Origin of the sequence: Tepidibacter thalassicus DSM 15285, from assembly GCF_900129915.1 — a bacterium.
Lineage (GTDB): Bacteria > Bacillota > Clostridia > Peptostreptococcales > Peptostreptococcaceae > Tepidibacter > Tepidibacter thalassicus.
On record NZ_FQXH01000007.1, the window covers coordinates 163,434 to 184,176 of the forward strand.

Genomic DNA, 20,743 nt, shown 5'->3' on the forward strand with positions numbered 1-20,743 from the left:
CAATCCCTCACACTAGTTAATTTTTATTTTTTCAATAGATATTTTAAACATTTCATTTAATTTGTTTTTTACAAATTTTTCTTGATGTACTTTTTCATTAAAAACTTCTCTACAATTTTGACTCTCCTTAAATTCTATTTTTCCTTTACTCTGGTTATTACTATTTTTATTAGTTTTTAACTCTTTTATTACTAAATTTTTCACTTCATTACCTTCTATTTCTATATCCTGTAATTTATATCCGTATTGCTCCAATTTTAAATTTATGCTTTCCTTCAAATAATTATTATAGTTTTCTTTTATTTTCTCTTTATCTATATGGTTGTCAAAATTCATTAATTTTTGACTATATTTATACTGAAATTCATTAAACTCCTTTAAAAGTTTATCTTCTATAGACATATCCTTTGCAAAATTATTTATAACCGGTGATATTACTATAAAAATAAATATAAAATTTAACACTAAATTAACATAAGATCTCAAACTTCCCGAAGGAAGCAATATATCTATTAAATTTATTATAAACGCTGCTATTAATATACTACTTATCCACTCCTTCACAAAATCCATTTTATCCACCTCAAATTTTTGTTACATTTCCAATTGATGCAAGTATAGATATAGTTATAAAAAACATTATACCTACAGCAACTACAGCAGATAATATTATTGTCATTAAATTTCCTATTTCATTTAAATAGCTAGATATATTATCTTCTGATATAGGCTCTATAATTATCGCTGAAATTTTATACACTAACATAATAGATACTATTTTTAAAATAGGCAATAAACATATTCCTATTAATATAACAAGTGATGCTGCTCCTAATACACTTTTTAATAAATGAGATGAAGATAATAAAATTTCTATTGAATCAGACACAAAATTTCCTACAACTGGAATAAAATCTACTGCAAATTTTATTGTCTTAACTGAAAACTTATCAAAAGATGTAACATATATACCTTGTATAGAAATTATCCCAAGATATACAGTTAATAAAAATCCAATAGTAAATATATTTATCTGCTTTATAAAAGAAAAAAATTTTTTAAGTTTTATATTTTTAGATATACTATTTACAATCAATATTGAAAAAGATAAAGTCATCGTAATTATCAAAAATGTCTTAAAAATAATATTTATAAATACAATCCCTCCTAAAAACACAGGATTTAAAGCTGCAGATGTAACAGGAAAGCCCAGAGTTACCAAAAGAGCTATCTCAATCGGAATTGCTATTTCCATAAAGCTCACCATATTATCTATAGTAACTTTACATATATCTAAAGCCTGTTTAAATCCTAAAAAACTTATAGATATTATTACAATAAACACTGCGTAATTAGATATTTTATTTATAGATCCTGATGAAAAAGAATTATCTAAACTTTTAAGTATTGAAGATAATACAGCAAGCACTAAAATACTAATAAATATTTTAAAATTCACCCTCAATTCTCTAAAAAAATATTGTTTAAGCATTTCTCCATCTATCAATTCCAATATATTTTTTTTCCCTTTTATTACATCCATAACAAAATTTTTAAAATTTACACTTTTTAACACTTGTTCATTTTCAAAAAACTCTTCCAACTTATATATTTGAATAGATTTTAGTTGATTTTCTATATATTCATTTATATCTTTTTTAGTTTCATCATTTTCTGCAAAAGATAAACTACTCATTAAAATCATCATAAATATAAGGCTAATAAATACTCTTTTTCTCATAAGTAAACTCCTAAGGAATAATATTTATTATTGTATTTAATATAGACAACAGTATAGGAAAAGAAAGTGCAAGTATTATAACCTTTCCTCCAAATTCAAGTTTAGAAGCTATTGCACTTTCTCCACAATCTTTACAAATATGAATAGCAAATTCCATTAAATACGCTATTCCTACAATTTTAATTATTGTAGAGAAATACATATGATTAATATGTATTTTATTTGACAAATCATTTATACAACTAATTATGTAATTTATCTTGTAAATAGACGTTAAAAATATACCTATACCAGTCAATAAAGCTATTGCCATACTTATTTCTGGTCTTTCTTTTTTAAATAATAAAGATAAAATAGTTCCTACAAAAGCCACAGAAATTAATTTAACAAACTCCAACCTATCACTTCCTTTTTTAATAGAGATTAAACATTGTTTTTACTGCATCAAATAAATTACTCACTTCTTTTATTACCATAGTAAGCACAAGAACTATTCCCACAAGATTAGCTGCATATGCCCATTCCTCTTTACCTGCTTTTTGTAAAACTGAATGCAATACGGATAATAATATTCCTATACCGCCAATCTTAAAAATAAGATCTACATTTACTCCCATAAAACCTCCTCCTTAAAAAAATATTATTACCAACAAAAAACCCATTACTAAAGTTAATTTTTTGTACAAAATACCTTTGCTAGTTATTTCTATAAAAGCCTGTTGTTGCATCTTTTTCAAATTTTCTATTGTCAAATTTATAATTCTTTCTTGAGAGTAAAAATCACTTTTTCCCAAATTAATTATCAAATTTCTCAATTCATTAATTTCTTTTTCTTCTAAAAGAGTATTTTCTTTAACTAAAAAAATTGTTTCATCTAATATTTTTTCTAAATCTTTACTCTCATTCTGTTCTAAATTGGCGCTCAACTTTTCAAAAAATTTAGATACAGCAAATTCCTTTCTCTCACCTAATTTTGAAAAAACTTCTCCTAATGTATAAAGCCCAAATTCAAGCTGCATATAAAGAGTTTCTAAAATTTTAATCAAATCAGATATATCCTTATATTTCTTTTTATATATTTTACATATTTCTTCTCCTAACAGAAAAAAGCATACTATTATTATTAAAGTCAGTACTGTTTTAATTAACAAAAATACACCTCTTTTCTTCCAAATCATATATTTTTTCTATTGTACCTGGACCTTTTCTTGAAGATAAAATAATTACTCTTTTAAACAGCTCCTTATCAAGTAAATTATTTAACTCTTTTCTATTTTGAATATCTTCTATTCCATATCCATGAACAGATGTTATAAGACCTACTCCTCCATTTAAAGCGTTATAAAGCGATTTTATTTCTTTGCTATTCCCTATTTCATCTGTAACTATTACATTTGGAGACATAGACCTTAACACCATCATCACCCCTATATCTTTTGGACAAGACTCTATAATATCCGTTCTAAATCCTATATCTCTTTGAGGCACCCCTAAATAAGAGCCAGATATTTCATTTCTTTCATCTATTACAGCAACCTTTACACCTTCAAAATTATATTCTTTAATTCCATTACTTATTTTTTTTACTATATCTCTAATAAGTGTTGTTTTTCCGCATTGAGGAGGTGAAATAATCAATGTGTTATATATTTCTCTTGGTGGTTTTATTATGTACTTTATTACTTTTTTTGAACAATTTAATACTTCCTTAGATATTCTTATATTTAAAGACGATATATGTTTTATATTTTTTATATTATTTTCTTCTATTATAACTTTGCCCCCAATCCCTACTCTATGACCACCTCTTATAGTTATAAATCCCTTTTTTATATCATCTAAAAACGAATGTATAGAATATTTACATATAAGCTGAAATGTATGTTCTATGTCTTCTTTTTTTACTATATAAGTGTCTTTATAATCGAGATCAAAACATTTTTTTCTTAAATTTAAAAAATAATCTTTATTATTTACACAAACCATAAGAGGCCGATTTATTCTAAGCCTTATTTCTTCTATGTCTCCTGTAAAATTACTTCTTACATTTAATAAACTCTCTTTTATATTTGTACTAAGTGAATTAATAATTTCTTCTGGAAGTTTATTCATAAAACTCGTCCTCCTTCCTATTTGTAAATAATATTATTTTAAATTTAAAAATATGCATAAAAAAGAGCTGCCCTACAATAGAAATTAATTTCTATTGTAAGACAGCTTCTTTCTTTTTTATAAATACTTTTTAAACGCTAATGTTCCATTATGTCCACCAAATCCTAAAGAATTTGAAAGAGCATATTTAATTTCTTTTTCTCTTCCTTCATTTGCAACATAATCTAAATCAAGTTCTGGATCTTGATTTTGTATATTAATTGTAGGTGGTATAAATCCTTCTTTTATTGCAAGGGCACAAACTATAGCTTCAACTCCTCCTGCAGCTCCTAAAAGATGTCCTGTCATAGATTTAGTTGAAGATACAGCTAAATTATATGCATGACCTCCAAATACCGATTTAATTGCCATTGTTTCATTTTTATCATTAAGAGGAGTACTAGTTCCATGAGCATTTATATAGTCTACTTCTTCTTTCTTTATATTTCCATCAAGTAGAGCCATCTCCATGGCTCTTGCAGCACCTTCTCCACCTTCAGCTGGAGCTGTAATATGATATGCATCTGCTGTTAAGCCGTATCCTACTAATTCTGCATAAATAGTGGCATTTCTACTAAGTGCATGTTCAAGTTCTTCTAAAACTAATATTCCGGCTCCTTCTCCCATTACAAAACCATCTCTATCTTTATCAAATGGTCTTGAAGCTGTTTTAGGATCATCATTTCTAGTTGACATTGCTTTCATTGTACAAAATCCTGCCACAGCAAGCGGAGTTACAGGACTCTCTGCTCCTCCAGCAACCATTATATCAGCATCTCCTCTTTGAATTGCCTTAAAAGCATCTCCAATAGCATGAGTACCAGAAGCACAAGCAGTTACAACACTAGTATTAGGCCCTTTTGCTCCAAGCATTATAGAAATTTGACCAGCAGCTATATTTGTAATCATCATTGGAACAAAAAATGGACTAACTCTCTTTGGACCTTTTTCCAAAAGCTTTGTATGTTGTTCTTCTAGAGTTTCTATTCCACCTATTCCCGATCCTATAATTACACCAAATTTATTTTCATCAACATTTTTTAAATCAAGTTCTGAATCTTCAATTGCCATTTTAGCCGATGCTACTGCAAATTGAGTAAATCTATCCATTCTTCTAGCTTCTCTTTTATCTATAAAATCCGAAGCTTGAAAATCTTTAACTTCAGCAGCTATTTGAGTTGCAAAATCAGTAGCATCAAATCTAGTTATTTTATCAATTCCACAAACTCCTCTTTTCAAATTATTCCAAAAATTTTCCTTCCCTACTCCTATGGGCGTTACACATCCTATTCCTGTGACTACAACTCTTCTCTTCATAAATTCCCCTCCAAAAACACTTATTTTCTTCAACACTATTTATTTTACTGCATTACCATACCACCGTCTACATTTATAACTTGACCTGTTATATAAGAAGACATATCACTAACTAAAAATGCTACTAAATTAGCTACATCCTCTGGCTTTCCAAATTTTCTCATAGGTATACTTTCCTCATAATATTTTTTCACATCTTCTTTTAAAACTTCAGTCATTTCAGTTTCTATAAACCCTGGAGCTATAGCATTTATGTTTATATTTCTCGCAGCAAGTTCTCTTGCTGTTGCCTTTGTAAAACCTATAACTCCAGCTTTAGATGCACAATAATTTGCTTGTCCTGCATTTCCTATAACACCAACTACAGAAGCCATATTTATTATTTTACCATATCTTTGCTTCATCATAGGTCTAGTTACTGCTTTTGTACAATTAAATACTCCTTTTAAATTTACAGAAATTACTTTATCAAAATCTTCTTCTTTCATTTTCATTAAAAGAGTATCTTTAGTTATCCCTGCATTATTTACCAATATATCTATTTTTCCAAATTCCTTTATAACTTCATCTACCATATTCTGTGCATCTTCAAAATTAGATACATCGCATTTTATAACAAAAGACTTTACTCCATATTTTTCTATTTCTTCCTTAGTTTTAAGTGCATCTTCTTCTCTTGAAGTATAGTTTATAGCAACATTAGCTCCTAAAGATGCAAGTTTTATAGCAATAGCTTTTCCTATTCCTCTTGAACCTCCTGTTACAAGAGCAACTTTATCTTTTAAATGCATAAATTTACCCCCTTATATCATTTATAAATTTTTCTAAAGTAGCTGTATTTTCTACATTGTAAATATTCACCTTTGTATTCAATTTTTTAGATATTTTATTTACAAATCCTTTTAATGTTTTTGAAGGACCTATTTCAACAAAAGTATCAAATCCATCTTTTATAAGTCTTTCTATTGAATCTTCCCAAAGTACAGACGAACTAACTTGCTTAACTAAAAACTCCTTTATATCTTCTTTTTTTACATAATCAGCTGTAACATTAGTAACTACCGGAACTTGCAAATGATTAAATTCTACTTTATCAAGTTCTTTCTTAAGATTTTCTCCAGCTTTAATTAACATAGAAGAATGAAAAGGAGCACTCACTTTTAATATAACAGCCTTTTTAGCCCCTTTTTCCTTACACAACTGCACTGCTTTTTCTACTGCTTTTATTTCTCCTGATATAACTATTTGCCCTGGACTATTAAAATTAGCAGCTTCTACAATCCCTTCTTTTGAAACCTCATCTAATACATCTATTAATATATCTCTTTCAAGACCAAGAATTGCTGCCATTGTTCCAACACCTTCAGGAACTGCTTCTTGCATATATTTTCCTCTTTTTTTAACAAGCACTACAGCTTCTTCAAAAGTTATTGCACCAGATGCTACTAAAGCTGAATATTCACCTAAAGACAATCCTGCACAAGCATCAAATTTTATATCTAATTTTTCTTTTAAAACTTCAAATAAAGCAATACTTAAAGTAAGAATAGCCGGCTGAGTATTTTCAGTTTTAGTAAGAATTTCATCTGGTCCTTCAAACATTATAGATTTTAAATCCATATGTAAAACTTCATTAGCTTTATCAAATATTTTTCTTGCACTTTCATAATTTTCGTATACATCTTTACCCATACCTACATATTGAGATCCTTGTCCCGGAAATACAAAAGCCACTTTACCCATAAAACCCCTCCTAAACATCTAAATTAGATATTACTTTTTTAGCATCATCTATAATTTCTTCCACAATTTCTTTACAAGTTTTTATTTCTTTTACCATAGCAGCACTTTGTCCAGCCATTATAGATCCATTTTCCATATCTCCGTCTATTACTGCTGCTCTTAAAGAGCCTACCCCTTTTTCATCTATAATACTCGGATCTGCTCCTTCTTTTTCAAGTTTTATTAATTCTTTCATTAATTTATTTTTTAATGCTCTAACAGGATGTCCAGTGCTTCTACCACTAACTACAGCATCTCTATCTTTTGCATTAATTATTGCTTTTTTATAATTTTCATGAACAGTACATTCTGTACTACAAATAAATTTAGTTCCTATCTGAACTCCTTCAGCTCCTAGTGCAAATACTGCTGCCATTCCTCTTCCATCAGCAATTCCTCCTGCAGCTATTACAGGAATACTAACTTCATCTACAACTTGAGGAACTAAAACCATAGTTGTAAGTTCTCCTATGTGTCCTCCTGCTTCTGTTCCTTCTACTATAACAGCATCTGCTCCATATTTTTCCATTCTCTTTGCTAAAGCCACCGATGGAACTACTGGAATTATTTTAGTTCCAATTTCTTTTAATTTTTTCATATACTTAGCAGGGTTTCCTGCTCCAGTTGTAATTACCGAAACTCTTTCTTCATATATAACATCCATAACTTCATCAACATATGGTGATAACAACATTACATTCACACCAAACGGCTTATTGGTAAGTTCTTTTGCCTTTTTAATTTCATTTCTTACAATATCTGCTGGGGCATTTCCTGCTGCAATAAGTCCAAGCCCCCCTGCATTTGATACTGCCGATGCAAGTTCAGCCGTAGCAACCCATGCCATTCCACCTTGAATTATTGGATATTTTATACCTAAAAGATTACACACTCTATTCATACAAATCCCTCCTAAATACTCCATTTTATAACTGCTGAACCCCAAGTAAGTCCTGCTCCAAATCCCACTAAAACAACATTATCTCCTTTTTTTATTTTTTCCTTTCTATAAGCTTCATCAAGTGCAACTGGAATAGAAGCCGCTGACATATTTCCATACTCATCTAAATTAACATATACCTTATCCATATCAACTTTTAATCTTTTAGCTGCAGCTTCTATTATCCTTATATTAGCTTGATGAGGTACTAAATAATCTATATCTTCTAAACCTAAACCAGCAAGTTCTAATGCTTCCTTAGAAGCTTTAGGCATAATTCTAACCGCAAATTTAAACACATCACTTCCAGCCATTTTTATATAGTGAAGTCTATTTTCTACAGTATCAATACTAGCAGGCATTCTCGACCCTCCTGCTGGCATGTTTAAACATTCTCCGCCTGCTCCATCTGCACCTAAAGTTGTCGATAATATTCCTTCATTTTCTTTAACTTCTCCTAATACTGCTGCTCCTGCTCCATCACCAAACAATACACATGTATTTCTGTCTTTCCAATCTAATATCTTAGAAAGAGTTTCTGCTCCTATTATTAATACTTTTTTATACATTCCTGTTTCTATAAAATTTTTTCCAACACTCATCGCATATATAAATCCTGAACAACCAGCTTCTAAATCAAATGTAGCCGCATTAACCGCTCCTATATTTTTTTGAATTATACAAGCTGTTGATGGAAATGCCATATCAGGAGTTACAGTTGCTACTATTATTAAATCAATTTCTTCAGCACTAATACCTGCAGACTTTATTGCCTTCTGTGCAGCAATTGTAGCAAGATCAGAAGTTGCTGTATTTTCATCAGCTACTCTTCTTTTTTTGATCCCAGTTCTTGTAACTATCCATTCATCTGATGTATCAACCATTTTTTCCAAATCAAAGTTAGTAAGAACTTTTTCTGGAACACAACTTCCTAAACCAATAATTCCAGCTCTTTTTAATTTATTCAATATTATCAACTCCTAATTTATCTATTTTTAGTTTAATCTCATTCAAAACATTGCCTTCTACAAATTTAATACTCTGTTTAATTGCGTTTTTTATAGCTTTTGCATTAGAGCTTCCATGTGCTTTAATTAAAGCTCCATTCACTCCAAGAAAAGGTGCACCACCATATTCTGTATAATCTAATTTTCTTTTCATATCTACTAAATCACCTTTTAATAATGTCGCTCCAATCTTTGTCTTAATGCTATTTGTAAAAATTTCTTTAAGCATTGAAAATATCGACATAGCAACCCCTTCTATGAGCTTTAAAATTACATTTCCCGTAAATCCATCACAAACTATTACATCACTATAACCATAAGGTATATTCCTAGCTTCAACATTTCCTACAAAATTTATATCTTCATTACTTTTTAATAGTTCATAAGATTTTTTAGTAAGCTCATTCCCTTTTCCTTCTTCTTCTCCAACATTTACAATTCCAACTTTAGGACTATTTATTTTTAAAATTTTATTAGCATAAATAGAACCCATAACACCGAATTCTAATAAATTTCTAGGTTTACAATCAGCATTAGCTCCTGCATCTAGTAATACTGACATTCCTTTTTTATTTGGCAAAAACGTACAAAGAGCAGGTCTATCTACTCCTTTTATTCTTCCAAGTATAAACAACCCTCCAGCGAGAAGTGCTCCAGTATTTCCAGCAGAAACTATAGCATCAGCTTTACCTTCTTTTACTAAATTTAAAGCTACTACCATAGAGGAATCTTTTTTACTTCTTATTGCTTTTACAGGTTTATCTTCATTTAAAATTATTTCACTCGTATGAATTATTTCTAATTTACTTTTATCAAATGTGTATTTATTAAAATTTTCTTCTAATATATTTTTATCTCCAATTGCTATTATTTCTACATTAAATTCATTTATAGCACTGACTATTCCTTCGACAGTTGAATACGGGGCATTATCTCCTCCCATACAGTCAACTACTATCTTCACATTTATTCCTCCCTTTAAAATATCTCATTAAAAATAAATTTCCCCCTAAAAACCTGTTCGTGATTTTTGTTGTTTATTTTAACGTGCACATAATGCTTTTTATCTCTTACTCTAATTACCTCTGCTTTTGCTATAAGTCTATCATTAGGTCTTATAGGATTTATATTTTTTATATTTGCAACCCCCATAAGTACTACAGGAGCATTGACTACTGCCATGGCTAATGATTCTGCTTGAGCAAAAACAAAATGTCCTCTTACTATATTTGTTTTAGAATATGTCATATAAGAAGTAGTTTCAAGTATTGAGATCCCTAAATTTCCGACATCTAAATCTATAATTTCTCCTACAATTTCTTTACTTCCCAAAGTTTTTACTTTATTTATATTATCTTCCGCAACCTTTTTTACTCTTTCTCTAAGTTCTGGTATACCAAGTCTCAATCTATCTAATCGTATAGTTTGTATACTAACGCCAAAATAGGCAGATAATTCTTCATCTGTATAAAAAGGGTCTTGTTTTAACATTTGGGAAAGCTCTTTTTGTCTTGTTTCTTTACTCTTTCTTTTCACGGTTTTCACCCCTAAATTATAACTCGTCTTAGTACCAGATACTAATATTAGTATATAATATTTAATACTATAAATCAATATAGCAAAAAAACAAAAAGCATGTAGTTGCAACTACATGCTTTTCTTTATTATTTAGCTACTACTTCTTTACCTTTATAGTATCCACAATCTGGGCATACTCTGTGTGGTAATTTTGGTTCGTGACACTGTGGGCATTTTACAAACCCTACTGCAACCATTTTTGAATTAGCTGCTCTTCTTGAATCTCTTTTTGATCTTGAAGTTTTACGCTTTGGTACTGCCATTTATCCCACCTCCTTAGTCATTTTTAAAAAAATCTTTCAATTTAGCAAAACGGGGATCAACAAATTGTTCGTCATTTTCATCATCATGACACTTACACTCTTCTTCATTCAAATTCACTCCACATCCTGGACAAAGACCTTTACAATCTTCATCACATAGAACCTTTTGTGGAATATTCAATACAAAAGTATCTTCAATTATATTCTTAAAATCTAATTCGTCCCCATTATAAACATAAGTATCCTCATCTTCCAATACATCTTTTTCATTTTTAACTAGAAATCCCTTGATTGGATACTCTAAATCTATTTCTAGTTCTTTTAAACATCTACTACAATAATCTAATATTGAAAATTTAACTTCACTATCTAAATACATCCCTTCACCAGTCTTAATTATTTTCCCTTTAAGTTCAACTGGAGAAGTTACTTTATAACTTTTACCACAACAATTAATACTATCAATTTTTTGAGAAAAATTCAAGTCTAAAATATCAACTTCTCTTTTTATTAATTTTTCTAGACTTATTATCATTTAATCACCTCAATATATTGCCAAGTTAATTATACAAATGCCTTATTGTTTTGTCAAGTATTTTTACTTGATAGATAATAAAAAGGTAGGTTACAACCTACCTTTTTATTTTACCCAATAATTATTTTACTAACTCAGCAGTTTCTCTTGCAATCATTAATTCTTCGTTAGTAGGAACTATTAATACTTTAACTTTAGAATCTTCTGTACTTATTATTCTTTCTTCTCCTCTAACTTTATTTTTTTCTGTATCTATTTTTATTCCAATTCCTTCAAGTCCCTTACATACTTGTTCACGAATTGCTACAGAATTTTCTCCTATTCCAGCAGTAAATAAAACTACATCTAATCCACCCATTTCAGCCATATAAGATCCTATGTACTTTTTAACTCTCTTACAATAAGCATCTAATGCAGTTATAGCTTTTTCATCTCCATTATCAGCAGCATCTTCTATATCTCTAAAATCACTTGATATTCCTGTCATTCCAAGAACTCCAGACTTTTTATTCATTAAAGTATTTAATGCATCTGCATCTAATCCTTCTTTTTCCATTAAAAATGGTACTATAGCAGGATCTATATCTCCACATCTAGTTCCCATTATTAAACCTTCAAGCGGAGTAAATCCCATAGAAGTATCCACACATTTTCCATTTTCAACCGCCGCTATACTAGCTCCATTTCCTAAATGACAAGTAACTATTTTTAAATCTTCTATATTTTTATTAAGCATTTGAGCAGCTCTTTGTGATACATATTTATGAGATGTGCCATGGAATCCGTATCTTCTTATTCCATATTTCTCATATAATTCATATGGAAGACCATATAAATAAGAAGACTTTGGCATTGTTTGATGGAACGCTGTATCAAAAACTGCAACCATAGGAACATTTGGAAGTATTTCTTGACAAGCATTTATTCCTATTAAGTTTGCTGGGTTGTGAAGAGGTGCAAGTTCCACACAATCTTCTATACCTTTTTTAACTTCATCAGTTATAACAACAGAAGTCGTAAATTTTTCTCCCCCATGAACAACTCTATGTCCAACAGCTGATATCTCTTTCATATCTTTTACCGCACCATATTCTGGATGTGCTATAGAGTTTAAAACTATCTCAAGTGCATCTTTATGATCTTTCATTGGTTTTTCAATAGTAACTTTATCTTTTCCAGTAGTTTGATGTTTCACCACCGAACCTTCTATACCTATTCTTTCCGCTAAACCTTTAGCTAATACACTCTCATTTTCCATGTCAATTAATTGATACTTTAAAGAAGAACTACCACAGTTAATAACTAATACATTCATCTTTTTTACTACCTCCTAGTTTCATTTAATATTAACTTGTTTGTGTATACATTACACAATAAACCTAACAATAAATAATATAGCATTTTTGATTAAAAATGTACATAAAAAGTTACACTAACAAAATCATAAGTAAACGTTTTTATTTTTTTAATATTCTACAAATTCCATCGAATCCCTTTTATTTTTTTATAAATTTATTTATTTTAATTGCAAATTGAATTAATATATAAATTATATAAAGTAAATAAATCTTCACTCTAAATAAATTTTGAAAAAACTAAAGGAGAGTCAAATATGAAAGTTTTAGGATTAATAGTCGAATACAACCCTTTTCACAACGGTCATTTATATCATTTTTTAGAATCCAAAAAAATAACTAATTCTACTCATACTATAGCTATAATGAGTGGTCATTTCTTGCAACGAGGAGAACCAGCATTATTTGATAAATGGACAAGAGCTAAAATGGCTGTAAAATCCGGAATAGATTTAGTTATAGAACTTCCCACTCTTTACTCTACTCAAAGTGCAGAATTTTTCAGCCATGGCGCTATTAATACTTTAAATAGTACTAACATTGTAGATAGTATTTGCTTTGGTAGTGAAATTGGAAATATAGATATATTGTATAAAATCAGCAAAATACTAGTTAATGAACCAATAGAGTTTAAAAAACACCTTAAAAATTATTTGAATAAAGGATTATTGTTCCCATCAGCTAGATCTAAATCTTTATTTGACTATATAAAAAATAATAGTATTTTAAATATAAACGAAGACACCCTCTCAAAAATTTTAAACAGCTCTAATAACATATTAGGAATAGAATACATCAAAAGTATTATTAAACTTAAAAGTTCAATCAAACCTTATACAATAAAAAGAATTAAATCTGAATACAATTCTACAAATATAGAAAATGATATATGCAGTGCTACAGCTATAAGAGAATTGCTAAAATCAAATTTCAATTTAGATATTTTAAATAAAGTTGTTCCTAAAGCCACTTATAGTTTAATAAATTTTCAAACCAAAAATAATTTTAATCCTGTTTTTTCGGATTGTTTTTATCAATTAATACAGGGAATTATATTAAGAGAAGAAAAAAATATAAATTATTATTTTGAAGTAAATGAAGGAATAGAAAATAAAATAGTCAATTCAATTTTCAATACATCTTCATTTGAAGAACTTATTTTAAATATAAAATCTAAAAGATATACACTCACTAAAATAAAAAGAATTCTTACAAATATACTATTAGGAATAAAAAAAGAAGACATATTAACAATTAAAGACATCGATACTGTTCCATATATTAGAATACTTGCATTTAACGATAAAGGTCGAGAAATTATAAAAAATATAAAACAAAACTCAAATATTAAAATAATAAACAAACTGAGCAATGTAAACTTAAAAGAAGACAGAATACTAAATTTGTTTTTAAAATACGACATAAAAGCTACTAATTTATATAATTTAATTTATTACAATAAAAGAAAAGATTTATTAAAAGGAGCCATGGATTATTATATATCTCCTATTTATATCAAATAAAGCATCTGAATATATAATTTCAGATGCTTTATACTTCAAATTACTCAAAAGCAATATTAATTTCAACTGGAATATCATCAACTAAAATCTCAACACATAAAACCTTATCTGTGTTCATTTTTGCTTCAAAATCTTTACCATACATCAAAGATGGTGTTGATATATTTATATTCACCCCTATATTTTCAAGATTAATACTTGCATTTGCTGTTAACATATTTGAAAGTTCAGAAATTGCACTCTGTGCCATATCATTTAATTCATCAACAGGCATTCCCATCATCATTTTAGAAGCAATCTTTTTTGCACTTTCAATATCCATAGAATAAATTACATTACCTCTTATATCTCCTACAATTCCTAAAATTAACATTACCCCAGAACTTTTGATAACTCTTCCTTTAACAAACACTTCTTTTTTTTCAACACGTTCAAACCCAAATTGAGGCATTACAGCTGAAAAAGAGTTAATGAAAGGATTTACAACTTTTACATCCATTCATTATCACCTCTTTTAAAACCTACATTTAAGTACATTTCACCAAAATCCGTTTGAATTACTAATGAAATGGTCTCCAACTCAGTTTTTGATATATTTAAAGATTTACCATGAAATACAGTAGGAGGAGCTACACGAAGTCCATAAACTTTATTTCTTCTATTTATCATAGAACATGCATTTCCTGCAACAATATTAGCAAATTCTTCAACCATGGCTAAAGTCTCATGTATATCTTTAACATCTCTTTTTAATATACTTTTAGCCATATTTTGCGCAGTTTCATAAGATAAATCAAAAATCATTCTTCCTAAATATTTTCCTATTATACCTACGACAACAGAAATACCTCTTGAAGATAAACCCTTATTCTCTTTAACCTCATCATTAAAACAAGGTATAGTTTTTGTAAACCTATTCATATTATCATAAAATGCTTCCTTAAATACTTTTGGATAAATTTCATTTAATTCCTCAAACAATTCTTCTCCAGCCATTACTCTTTCTATTTCAGTAATAAGATTTTCTGGATCTATTGGCTTTTGAATATATCCAGATACTTTATTTTTCTTAGCTTCTTTAATTATTTCATCATCCATCATAGAACTAATTACTATAACTTTTATATTAGGATTTATTGAATGGACTGCTCTTGTACACTCCAATCCATCAGTTCCTGGAATTGTCATATCCATAGTGACTAAATCTGGCTTTTTTTCTTCAACTACTCTTATAGTTTCTTCCAATGACCCTGCCTCTCCAACCACATCAAATCCTTTTTCAATCAATATATCTCTAATAATAGCTATTGAAAAAGGAGAATCATCTACAATTACAACTTTTGCTTTTTTCATTAGTTTCACCTACTTTCACATTAATTTAATTAATAGTATACCACAATAATTCCATTTTTAAATAAAATATTCACAATATTTTAAATCACAACTTAATTTATTGAATTTTTTTTAACCGTCAAATAAAAACAAAAAAATACATAAAAAAATATAATTCATTTTGTTTTTTTGGTTAAAATAATAATAAATACATTGTATTTAAACATAGTTAAGGGAGGTTTTTTCATGTTTGATATGGTTCCTTTTAAAAAAAATAATAATTCTATAACAAAAAAAAGCGATTATTTTAATCATCTTTTTAATAACTTTTTCGAAGATGACTTCTTTCCAACAACTGTATTTGGCAATAATTTCAAAGTCGACCTAAAAGAAACAAAAAATGAATATATAATAGAAGCAGATTTACCTGGAATTAATAAAGAAGCTATCAATATAGATTATGAAAACAACTATCTAACTATTAGTGCAAAAAGAGAAGAAACAATAGAAGATAAAAACGATACCTACGTAAGACGAGAAAGAAATTTCAGTACTGCCGGCTTAACCGGCAGTTACAATAATTTTTCCATAATACTTTTCCTAATTTCATTGTATAAATTATATTCAATCTTATAATCTAATTCTACACTTCTATCACTTGGAGCTTCCATATATCCTTTTTTTCCTAAAACTTTTTCCATAAATTTTTCTTCTATTTCTTCTTTAGAAAAGCCTTTTTCTTCTAAAAGTCTAAATAACTGATAATCCTGAATCCCAAATCTTAAATTCTCCCAACGAACAGAACGTACCGGCTTTAAATCATATCCTGGATAAACAAAAAACATATCACCAGCTTTCCATTTAGGAAATTTATAACTTGGCTCATTCCAAGGATTATTTGGCCATATTGCATAATCCCATCTCAAAAAACCATCTAATCCAAAGTAATATGTAAACCATCCAATTAATCTACTCTCTATAAATGGAGAGCTTATAAAATTATTAGGTCTTTGAGGAAAGCAACATACATACCATGTAAATTTTCCCATTTTCTCATTAAAATATCTTCTAATTTCATGTAAACTATCTAAATTACTTATTATAAGCGGAAGACTTAAAGAAAAAGAATCTACTTTTCGAAAAGATTTTTTCATAAATTTTCCATCATGAACAGCAGTTTTATAAAGTACTTTATATTCTTTAGAACAAGAATTAATAAATTCAACACATTCATTAAAAACATCTGAATTATTAGGTTCATCACTCATCACATAAATTTTATCCCACCAACCTTTTTCTATGAGATGATCAAATAACAATGTAATATAAGTCTTTAATTCTTCTTTTGTTTTTATATATTTAAAAGTTCCACTATCTTCATCATAATAATTTAATCTTATTGGATCTTTATAATCTCTAATAGGATTTCCAAAATCAAAGGCATCCCAATTACCCAAAAGACCAAATAAATCTATCTCTTTATCTATCCCCAATTCCATACACATATTAATATATTTATCTAAAACAGAAAAATCACACAATAATTTTCCATTCTTATTTTTTATTATCTTGACCATATTGTGTTCAAAAAGATTTGAAGCATTTTTTTGAAACTTATAACAAGATTGACCTGCCCATGGAAAATCCGAAACAATTACTGTGATAACCTTTTCACCTATAGATGCTAATTCCTTTAAATAATTCTTTATAATCTCCCAATGATCTTTAGACCAAAAAGAAACTTTATACATTCTAGCCCAATTGCTTGGATGTTGCCATAAATCTAGATAAAAATCAAACTTATTTAATGGACTTAAACATATATCCATAACATTCACTTTCACTTTAATTGTTCCTATTTTTTCTTCATCTTCAAAACCACATTGACTATATATCTCTATACTTATATCTATATTTTTATTTTCCCAAAAAAAAGGTATTACCCCTTCTACCCAAATCATTTGAGAAATTTCTTCTTCTATTAAAAGTCCTGATTCTCTTAAAATAGGGTCACTAACAAGTATTCCTGTATCATCTTTTACATAACCTAAAAATGAAATATTAAAATACTTTTCTAACTCCTTATCTAATTTCAAATCCAATCTCAGTCTATTTTTAAGACCCTTCCAACTCAAATTATTATTTTTATCTAGTAAACAATAAATTTCCTCATCACAATTTAACATTATTTGAAATGCAAATTTTTCTTGTTTTGCAACAGTAATTTCCATATTATTTTTTTCCCATATATTTCTAGAAATATCACCGTATTTTATATGTTTATATGATGAATCTAAAACAGCATATTTAATATTCAATTTACTCAGCCCCTTAATTTTATTGATAATTCAAATTCGCAGTCCATATAAATGGAATTGGAAAAACATTTTTCAAAAATTTTTTAATATAAGGTTTATCTTCTAAATCTATATCAGTCTCATCATACCCTTCAAATACTAATTTTGTAAGCTCTTTAACATCTTTAATTTTTAATATCTCATTTTCTATTTCAAAATAATAACCTTCTTCATCCTGCTTAAATTTAATTTTATCTATTACTCTTTTTGATACATGTTGAATAAAATAATTTCTTAAATTTTCCATAAAACTAACAAAGTTAATTATCTTAACAGTTCCATGAAGATATGTTTTTTCTTTCTTAAAGCAATTAATCAGTTGGTTTATTTTATCATTTACATGAACATAATATTTAATACTATCAAGTTTAAGATCTAAACAAATATTTGAAAGAACTTTAAATACAACATCTTGACTTCCAAATAGTTCTATAACTTGTCCGTATTTAACATTTTCATCAATTATTCTAAGCACAATATAACCTATTAAATTCTTATCGTTTATCAATACATATTTTTTATAAGTATATCTTCCCCAGGGAATAGTTGCAGCCTCTAAAAGTATTTCAAATTCTTCATATGTTCTATAATATCTTGTAGAATTTTGATTATACATATAAGCCATTTCATTTAAGTACTCTAATTTATAATCTACAACTTCAATATTCATATCTATATTTTCGGGTTTTATTGTATATTCATAAAAATTTTCAACTTCAATATAATTTCTCCTCTTATATAAATTTCTCGTTCCTGAAATAAGAACAATATCAACACCATCTTTATACATCTTTTTTTCAACATCATCTAAAATCAATGAAGAATATCCTCTTTTTCTATAATTTTTATCCGTACATACTGCACCAATAGATGCTGCTTTTATTACGCTTCCCTCTATAAAAATATCTTCTTTTAAAAAATTAACAACAGAAACAATTTTTCCATCTTCTTTAATTATCCTCATATTATTCACATTATTTTCATTAAGCAAAAGTGGAAATTCCTTATCCATAGTAGGATTATGTCCCTTAGAAATTCTAAAGACATTATTAATTAAATCAATTACAGATTTAAACTCTTCCTTTTTAGTTCCTCTTACTACTCGCATAAATCAACCTCTTTTCTCATTAATTTATGATTATCCTTTAATCCCTGATAATGTAACTCCTTCAACAAATTTCTTTTGTAAAATCAAATAAAATATAAAAGAAGGAAGAAATGTAAGTGTTGCTCCAGCCATTACAAGACCATAATTCACTGTATATTGAGCATTTAAAGTAGAAAGTCCTACTGTTAATGTTCTAACCGAATCATTAGTAGTCATAATAAGAGGCCATAAAAATTCGTTCCACGCACCTACAAAAGTAAAAATCGAAAGAGTTATAATAGCAGGTTTAATTAACGGAAGCACAATTTGAAAAAATATCCTAATATCTGAACATCCATCTATTCTCGCTGACTCTATTAAATCATTTGGAATATTAAGTATTGCCTGACGCATTAAAAATACTCCAAAAGCAGTTGGTATCGGAAGGATCAGAGCATAATACGTATTAATCCAACCTAAATATTTCATTATTATATAAAGAGGTATCATTGTAACTTGTGAAGGTATAATTAAAGTCATAATCATAAAAAAAAATATTTTTTCATTTCCAGGGAAATCCTTTTTAGCAAAAGCAAATCCAGCTAAACTACTGAATAAAACATTCAGAATCACTCCCCCTAGTGCTATAAATGTACTGTTAAAAAAATAATGCATGAAATTATGATTCCTAAAAATATTTATATAATTTCGAAATGTTATATCAGAAAGCGAAAAATCAAAGTTATACGCTGTATAAGTAACCTTTAAAGATGTCATAACCATATACACAAAAGGAACCATCATACAGCTTGCAATTACAAGCAAAATCGTATCTCCCGCAATCCTCTTTATACTCTTCATTTACTTCCTCCATTAATAAATTGATTGATCTTTTTTAAAAAATTTTTTTTGTAGTATTGAAATAACAGCTATTATAAAAAATAATACATTAGCAACTGCCATGGCATATCCTGAATTAAATTGTTTAAACGCTAAATTATATATATGAAGAACCATTGTCATAGTAGCCACGCCTGGCCCTCCTCCTGTCAATGTATATACCAAATCAAACACCTGAAAAGACCATATAAATCCTAAGAAAACTACTAAAATAGTAATCGGTTTTAAAAGTGGTACAGTTATATACCAAAATTCATGCCACTTACTTGCTCCATCTACTTTTGCTGATTCATAATAACTTTTAGGGATATCCATAATTCCTGCAATATACACAACCATAAAATAACCTATATTTTTCCATATAGCAATCATCATTAAAGTCGGAAGAGCTGTTTTAACATCTCCAATCCAATTAGGCGGATTCAATCCAACAAATGTAAATATAAAATTTAAAGGTGATGTATCTCCATTAAGTAATATTCTCCAAACAATTCCAATGAGTATCATAGAAGATATTACAGGAATAAACATTACTCCTTTTACAAATTCAGTTAACTTACTTTTTTCTCTATTGGTCAACCAAACTGCCATTATTAAAGAAAATAATGTTTGAAGCGGTACAACAACAATAGTAAATTGAAATGTATTTTTTAAAGATGCTATAAACATCTTATCTTTTCCAAGATTTAAATAATTTTTAATTCCAATAAATTTTGCTGGAGATACAATATTATATTTTGTAAAACTAAAATAAATAGACATTATTATCGGAACAACATAAAAGCTGGTCAATAATATTCCTAAAGGAAGTATATATCCATAAGCGCTTAATTTTTTCATTTATTGCTCCTTTCTTCTCAGAAAGATTAAAATTA

Annotated in this window: 24 protein-coding genes; 2 read left to right on the forward strand and 22 right to left on the reverse strand. The window is 28.2% G+C overall.

What is annotated here, in order from left to right; all coding sequences use genetic code 11:
- Positions 1-12: 12 nt before the first annotated feature.
- The 16 genes from BUA19_RS03815 to BUA19_RS03890 all read right to left on the reverse strand — a co-directional run bounded on the left by BUA19_RS03815 (position 13) and on the right by BUA19_RS03890 (position 12,629).
- On the reverse strand, positions 13-573 hold the full coding sequence (locus tag BUA19_RS03815; protein ID WP_072723845.1) for a stage III sporulation protein AF: 561 nt from the start codon (positions 571-573) through the stop codon (positions 13-15).
- A 10-nt stretch (positions 574-583) separates the two neighbouring features.
- Positions 584-1,741 carry a stage III sporulation protein AE gene (spoIIIAE, locus tag BUA19_RS03820; RefSeq protein WP_072723846.1) on the reverse strand — a complete coding sequence of 386 codons (1,158 nt, stop codon included), beginning with the start codon at positions 1,739-1,741 and terminating at the stop codon, positions 584-586.
- 10 nt (positions 1,742-1,751) lie between these two features.
- Positions 1,752-2,138, reverse strand: coding sequence for a stage III sporulation protein AD (gene spoIIIAD, locus BUA19_RS03825; protein ID WP_072723848.1), 387 nt, complete (start codon positions 2,136-2,138; stop codon positions 1,752-1,754).
- Between the two features lie 16 nt (positions 2,139-2,154).
- On the reverse strand, positions 2,155-2,358 hold the full coding sequence (gene spoIIIAC / locus BUA19_RS03830) for a stage III sporulation protein AC (RefSeq protein ID WP_072723850.1): 204 nt from the start codon (positions 2,356-2,358) through the stop codon (positions 2,155-2,157).
- Positions 2,359-2,370: 12 nt separating this feature from the next.
- Positions 2,371-2,892: a stage III sporulation protein AB gene (locus tag BUA19_RS03835; protein ID WP_072723852.1), complete on the reverse strand. Its 522-nt coding sequence runs from the start codon at positions 2,890-2,892 to the stop codon at positions 2,371-2,373.
- A complete protein-coding gene (gene spoIIIAA, locus BUA19_RS03840) occupies positions 2,882-3,853 on the reverse strand; it encodes a stage III sporulation protein AA (protein WP_072723854.1) in 972 nt (323 codons plus the stop codon). The genes BUA19_RS03835 and spoIIIAA overlap by 11 nt, the downstream gene beginning before the upstream one ends.
- Before the next feature lie 117 nt (positions 3,854-3,970).
- Positions 3,971-5,209 (reverse strand): beta-ketoacyl-ACP synthase II, encoded by a 1,239-nt coding sequence (fabF, locus tag BUA19_RS03845; protein WP_072723856.1) that lies wholly within the window; start codon positions 5,207-5,209, stop codon positions 3,971-3,973.
- Between the two features lie 44 nt (positions 5,210-5,253).
- Entirely contained in the window at positions 5,254-6,000 is a 747-nt protein-coding gene (gene fabG / locus BUA19_RS03850; RefSeq protein WP_072723857.1) for a 3-oxoacyl-[acyl-carrier-protein] reductase, read from the reverse strand.
- Positions 6,001-6,004: 4 nt separating this feature from the next.
- Positions 6,005-6,952 (reverse strand): ACP S-malonyltransferase, encoded by a 948-nt coding sequence (fabD, locus tag BUA19_RS03855; protein ID WP_072723859.1) that lies wholly within the window; start codon positions 6,950-6,952, stop codon positions 6,005-6,007.
- Between the two features lie 10 nt (positions 6,953-6,962).
- On the reverse strand, positions 6,963-7,892 hold the full coding sequence (gene fabK, locus BUA19_RS03860) for an enoyl-[acyl-carrier-protein] reductase FabK (RefSeq protein WP_072723861.1): 930 nt from the start codon (positions 7,890-7,892) through the stop codon (positions 6,963-6,965).
- An 11-nt stretch (positions 7,893-7,903) separates the two neighbouring features.
- Positions 7,904-8,899: a beta-ketoacyl-ACP synthase III gene (locus BUA19_RS03865; RefSeq protein WP_072723863.1), complete on the reverse strand. Its 996-nt coding sequence runs from the start codon at positions 8,897-8,899 to the stop codon at positions 7,904-7,906.
- On the reverse strand, positions 8,892-9,902 hold the full coding sequence (gene plsX, locus BUA19_RS03870; RefSeq protein WP_072723865.1) for a phosphate acyltransferase PlsX: 1,011 nt from the start codon (positions 9,900-9,902) through the stop codon (positions 8,892-8,894). Before plsX ends, BUA19_RS03865 begins: the two co-directional genes overlap by 8 nt.
- A 14-nt stretch (positions 9,903-9,916) precedes the next feature.
- Positions 9,917-10,474, reverse strand: a complete 558-nt coding sequence (gene fapR, locus BUA19_RS03875; protein ID WP_072723866.1) for a transcription factor FapR — start codon at positions 10,472-10,474, stop codon at positions 9,917-9,919.
- Between the two features lie 128 nt (positions 10,475-10,602).
- Positions 10,603-10,779, reverse strand: coding sequence for a 50S ribosomal protein L32 (gene rpmF / locus BUA19_RS03880; RefSeq protein WP_072723868.1), 177 nt, complete (start codon positions 10,777-10,779; stop codon positions 10,603-10,605).
- Positions 10,780-10,792: 13 nt separating this feature from the next.
- A complete protein-coding gene (locus tag BUA19_RS03885; protein WP_072723870.1) occupies positions 10,793-11,314 on the reverse strand; it encodes a YceD family protein in 522 nt (173 codons plus the stop codon).
- A 121-nt stretch (positions 11,315-11,435) separates the two neighbouring features.
- Positions 11,436-12,629 carry an acetate/propionate family kinase gene (locus BUA19_RS03890; RefSeq protein WP_072723872.1) on the reverse strand — a complete coding sequence of 398 codons (1,194 nt, stop codon included), beginning with the start codon at positions 12,627-12,629 and terminating at the stop codon, positions 11,436-11,438.
- Between the two features lie 297 nt (positions 12,630-12,926).
- On the opposite strand from BUA19_RS03890, the gene BUA19_RS03895 reads away from it, so the two are divergent.
- Positions 12,927-14,192 carry a nucleotidyltransferase gene (locus BUA19_RS03895; protein WP_072723874.1) on the forward strand — a complete coding sequence of 422 codons (1,266 nt, stop codon included), beginning with the start codon at positions 12,927-12,929 and terminating at the stop codon, positions 14,190-14,192.
- A 40-nt stretch (positions 14,193-14,232) separates the two neighbouring features.
- Here the strand turns inward: BUA19_RS03895 and BUA19_RS03900 are convergent, their stop codons facing one another.
- Both BUA19_RS03900 and BUA19_RS03905 read right to left on the reverse strand, forming a co-directional pair.
- Positions 14,233-14,691, reverse strand: coding sequence for a chemotaxis protein CheX (locus tag BUA19_RS03900; protein ID WP_072723876.1), 459 nt, complete (start codon positions 14,689-14,691; stop codon positions 14,233-14,235).
- On the reverse strand, positions 14,682-15,545 hold the full coding sequence (locus tag BUA19_RS03905) for a response regulator (RefSeq protein WP_072723877.1): 864 nt from the start codon (positions 15,543-15,545) through the stop codon (positions 14,682-14,684). Before BUA19_RS03905 ends, BUA19_RS03900 begins: the two co-directional genes overlap by 10 nt.
- Before the next feature lie 225 nt (positions 15,546-15,770).
- Between BUA19_RS03905 and BUA19_RS03910 the strand changes: the two genes are divergently transcribed.
- Positions 15,771-16,160 carry an Hsp20 family protein gene (locus BUA19_RS03910; protein WP_072723879.1) on the forward strand — a complete coding sequence of 130 codons (390 nt, stop codon included), beginning with the start codon at positions 15,771-15,773 and terminating at the stop codon, positions 16,158-16,160.
- Here the strand turns inward: BUA19_RS03910 and BUA19_RS03915 are convergent.
- The 4 genes from BUA19_RS03915 to BUA19_RS03930 are packed head-to-tail and all read right to left on the reverse strand — an operon-like array spanning position 16,097 to position 20,708.
- Positions 16,097-17,842, reverse strand: a complete 1,746-nt coding sequence (locus BUA19_RS03915) for a DUF4091 domain-containing protein (protein ID WP_072723881.1) — start codon at positions 17,840-17,842, stop codon at positions 16,097-16,099. The genes BUA19_RS03910 and BUA19_RS03915 overlap by 64 nt on opposite strands.
- 19 nt (positions 17,843-17,861) lie before the next feature.
- Complete coding sequence (locus tag BUA19_RS03920) at positions 17,862-18,989, reverse strand: GNAT family N-acetyltransferase (protein WP_072723882.1); 1,128 nt, start codon at positions 18,987-18,989, stop codon at positions 17,862-17,864.
- 30 nt (positions 18,990-19,019) lie between these two features.
- On the reverse strand, positions 19,020-19,829 hold the full coding sequence (locus BUA19_RS03925; RefSeq protein ID WP_072723884.1) for a carbohydrate ABC transporter permease: 810 nt from the start codon (positions 19,827-19,829) through the stop codon (positions 19,020-19,022).
- A 12-nt stretch (positions 19,830-19,841) separates the two neighbouring features.
- The gene (locus tag BUA19_RS03930; RefSeq protein WP_072723886.1) at positions 19,842-20,708 is read right to left on the reverse strand and encodes a carbohydrate ABC transporter permease; all 867 of its coding nucleotides are present in this window, start codon (positions 20,706-20,708) and stop codon (positions 19,842-19,844) included.
- Positions 20,709-20,743 lie beyond the last annotated feature (35 nt).

Excerpts from the sequence above, each read along its gene's own strand:
- BUA19_RS03910 (WP_072723879.1), top strand. The coding sequence starts at position 15,771 with ATGTTTGATATGGTTCCTTTTAAAAAAAATAATAATTCTATAACAAAA.
- spoIIIAE (WP_072723846.1), bottom strand. The coding sequence starts at position 1,741 with ATGAGAAAAAGAGTATTTATTAGCCTTATATTTATGATGATTTTAATG.
- BUA19_RS03895 (WP_072723874.1), top strand. The coding sequence starts at position 12,927 with ATGAAAGTTTTAGGATTAATAGTCGAATACAACCCTTTTCACAACGGT.
- fabG (WP_072723857.1), bottom strand. The coding sequence starts at position 6,000 with ATGCATTTAAAAGATAAAGTTGCTCTTGTAACAGGAGGTTCAAGAGGA.
- BUA19_RS03920 (WP_072723882.1), bottom strand. The coding sequence starts at position 18,989 with ATGCGAGTAGTAAGAGGAACTAAAAAGGAAGAGTTTAAATCTGTAATT.
- fabF (WP_072723856.1), bottom strand. The coding sequence starts at position 5,209 with ATGAAGAGAAGAGTTGTAGTCACAGGAATAGGATGTGTAACGCCCATA.
- spoIIIAA (WP_072723854.1), bottom strand. The coding sequence starts at position 3,853 with ATGAATAAACTTCCAGAAGAAATTATTAATTCACTTAGTACAAATATA.
- BUA19_RS03925 (WP_072723884.1), bottom strand. The coding sequence starts at position 19,829 with ATGAAGAGTATAAAGAGGATTGCGGGAGATACGATTTTGCTTGTAATT.
- BUA19_RS03885 (WP_072723870.1), bottom strand. The coding sequence starts at position 11,314 with ATGATAATAAGTCTAGAAAAATTAATAAAAAGAGAAGTTGATATTTTA.
- rpmF (WP_072723868.1), bottom strand. The coding sequence starts at position 10,779 with ATGGCAGTACCAAAGCGTAAAACTTCAAGATCAAAAAGAGATTCAAGA.
- BUA19_RS03930 (WP_072723886.1), bottom strand. The coding sequence starts at position 20,708 with ATGAAAAAATTAAGCGCTTATGGATATATACTTCCTTTAGGAATATTA.
- BUA19_RS03890 (WP_072723872.1), bottom strand. The coding sequence starts at position 12,629 with ATGAATGTATTAGTTATTAACTGTGGTAGTTCTTCTTTAAAGTATCAA.
- BUA19_RS03815 (WP_072723845.1), bottom strand. The coding sequence starts at position 573 with ATGGATTTTGTGAAGGAGTGGATAAGTAGTATATTAATAGCAGCGTTT.
- BUA19_RS03900 (WP_072723876.1), bottom strand. The coding sequence starts at position 14,691 with ATGGATGTAAAAGTTGTAAATCCTTTCATTAACTCTTTTTCAGCTGTA.
- fabD (WP_072723859.1), bottom strand. The coding sequence starts at position 6,952 with ATGGGTAAAGTGGCTTTTGTATTTCCGGGACAAGGATCTCAATATGTA.
- fabK (WP_072723861.1), bottom strand. The coding sequence starts at position 7,892 with ATGAATAGAGTGTGTAATCTTTTAGGTATAAAATATCCAATAATTCAA.
- spoIIIAC (WP_072723850.1), bottom strand. The coding sequence starts at position 2,358 with ATGGGAGTAAATGTAGATCTTATTTTTAAGATTGGCGGTATAGGAATA.
- BUA19_RS03905 (WP_072723877.1), bottom strand. The coding sequence starts at position 15,545 with ATGAAAAAAGCAAAAGTTGTAATTGTAGATGATTCTCCTTTTTCAATA.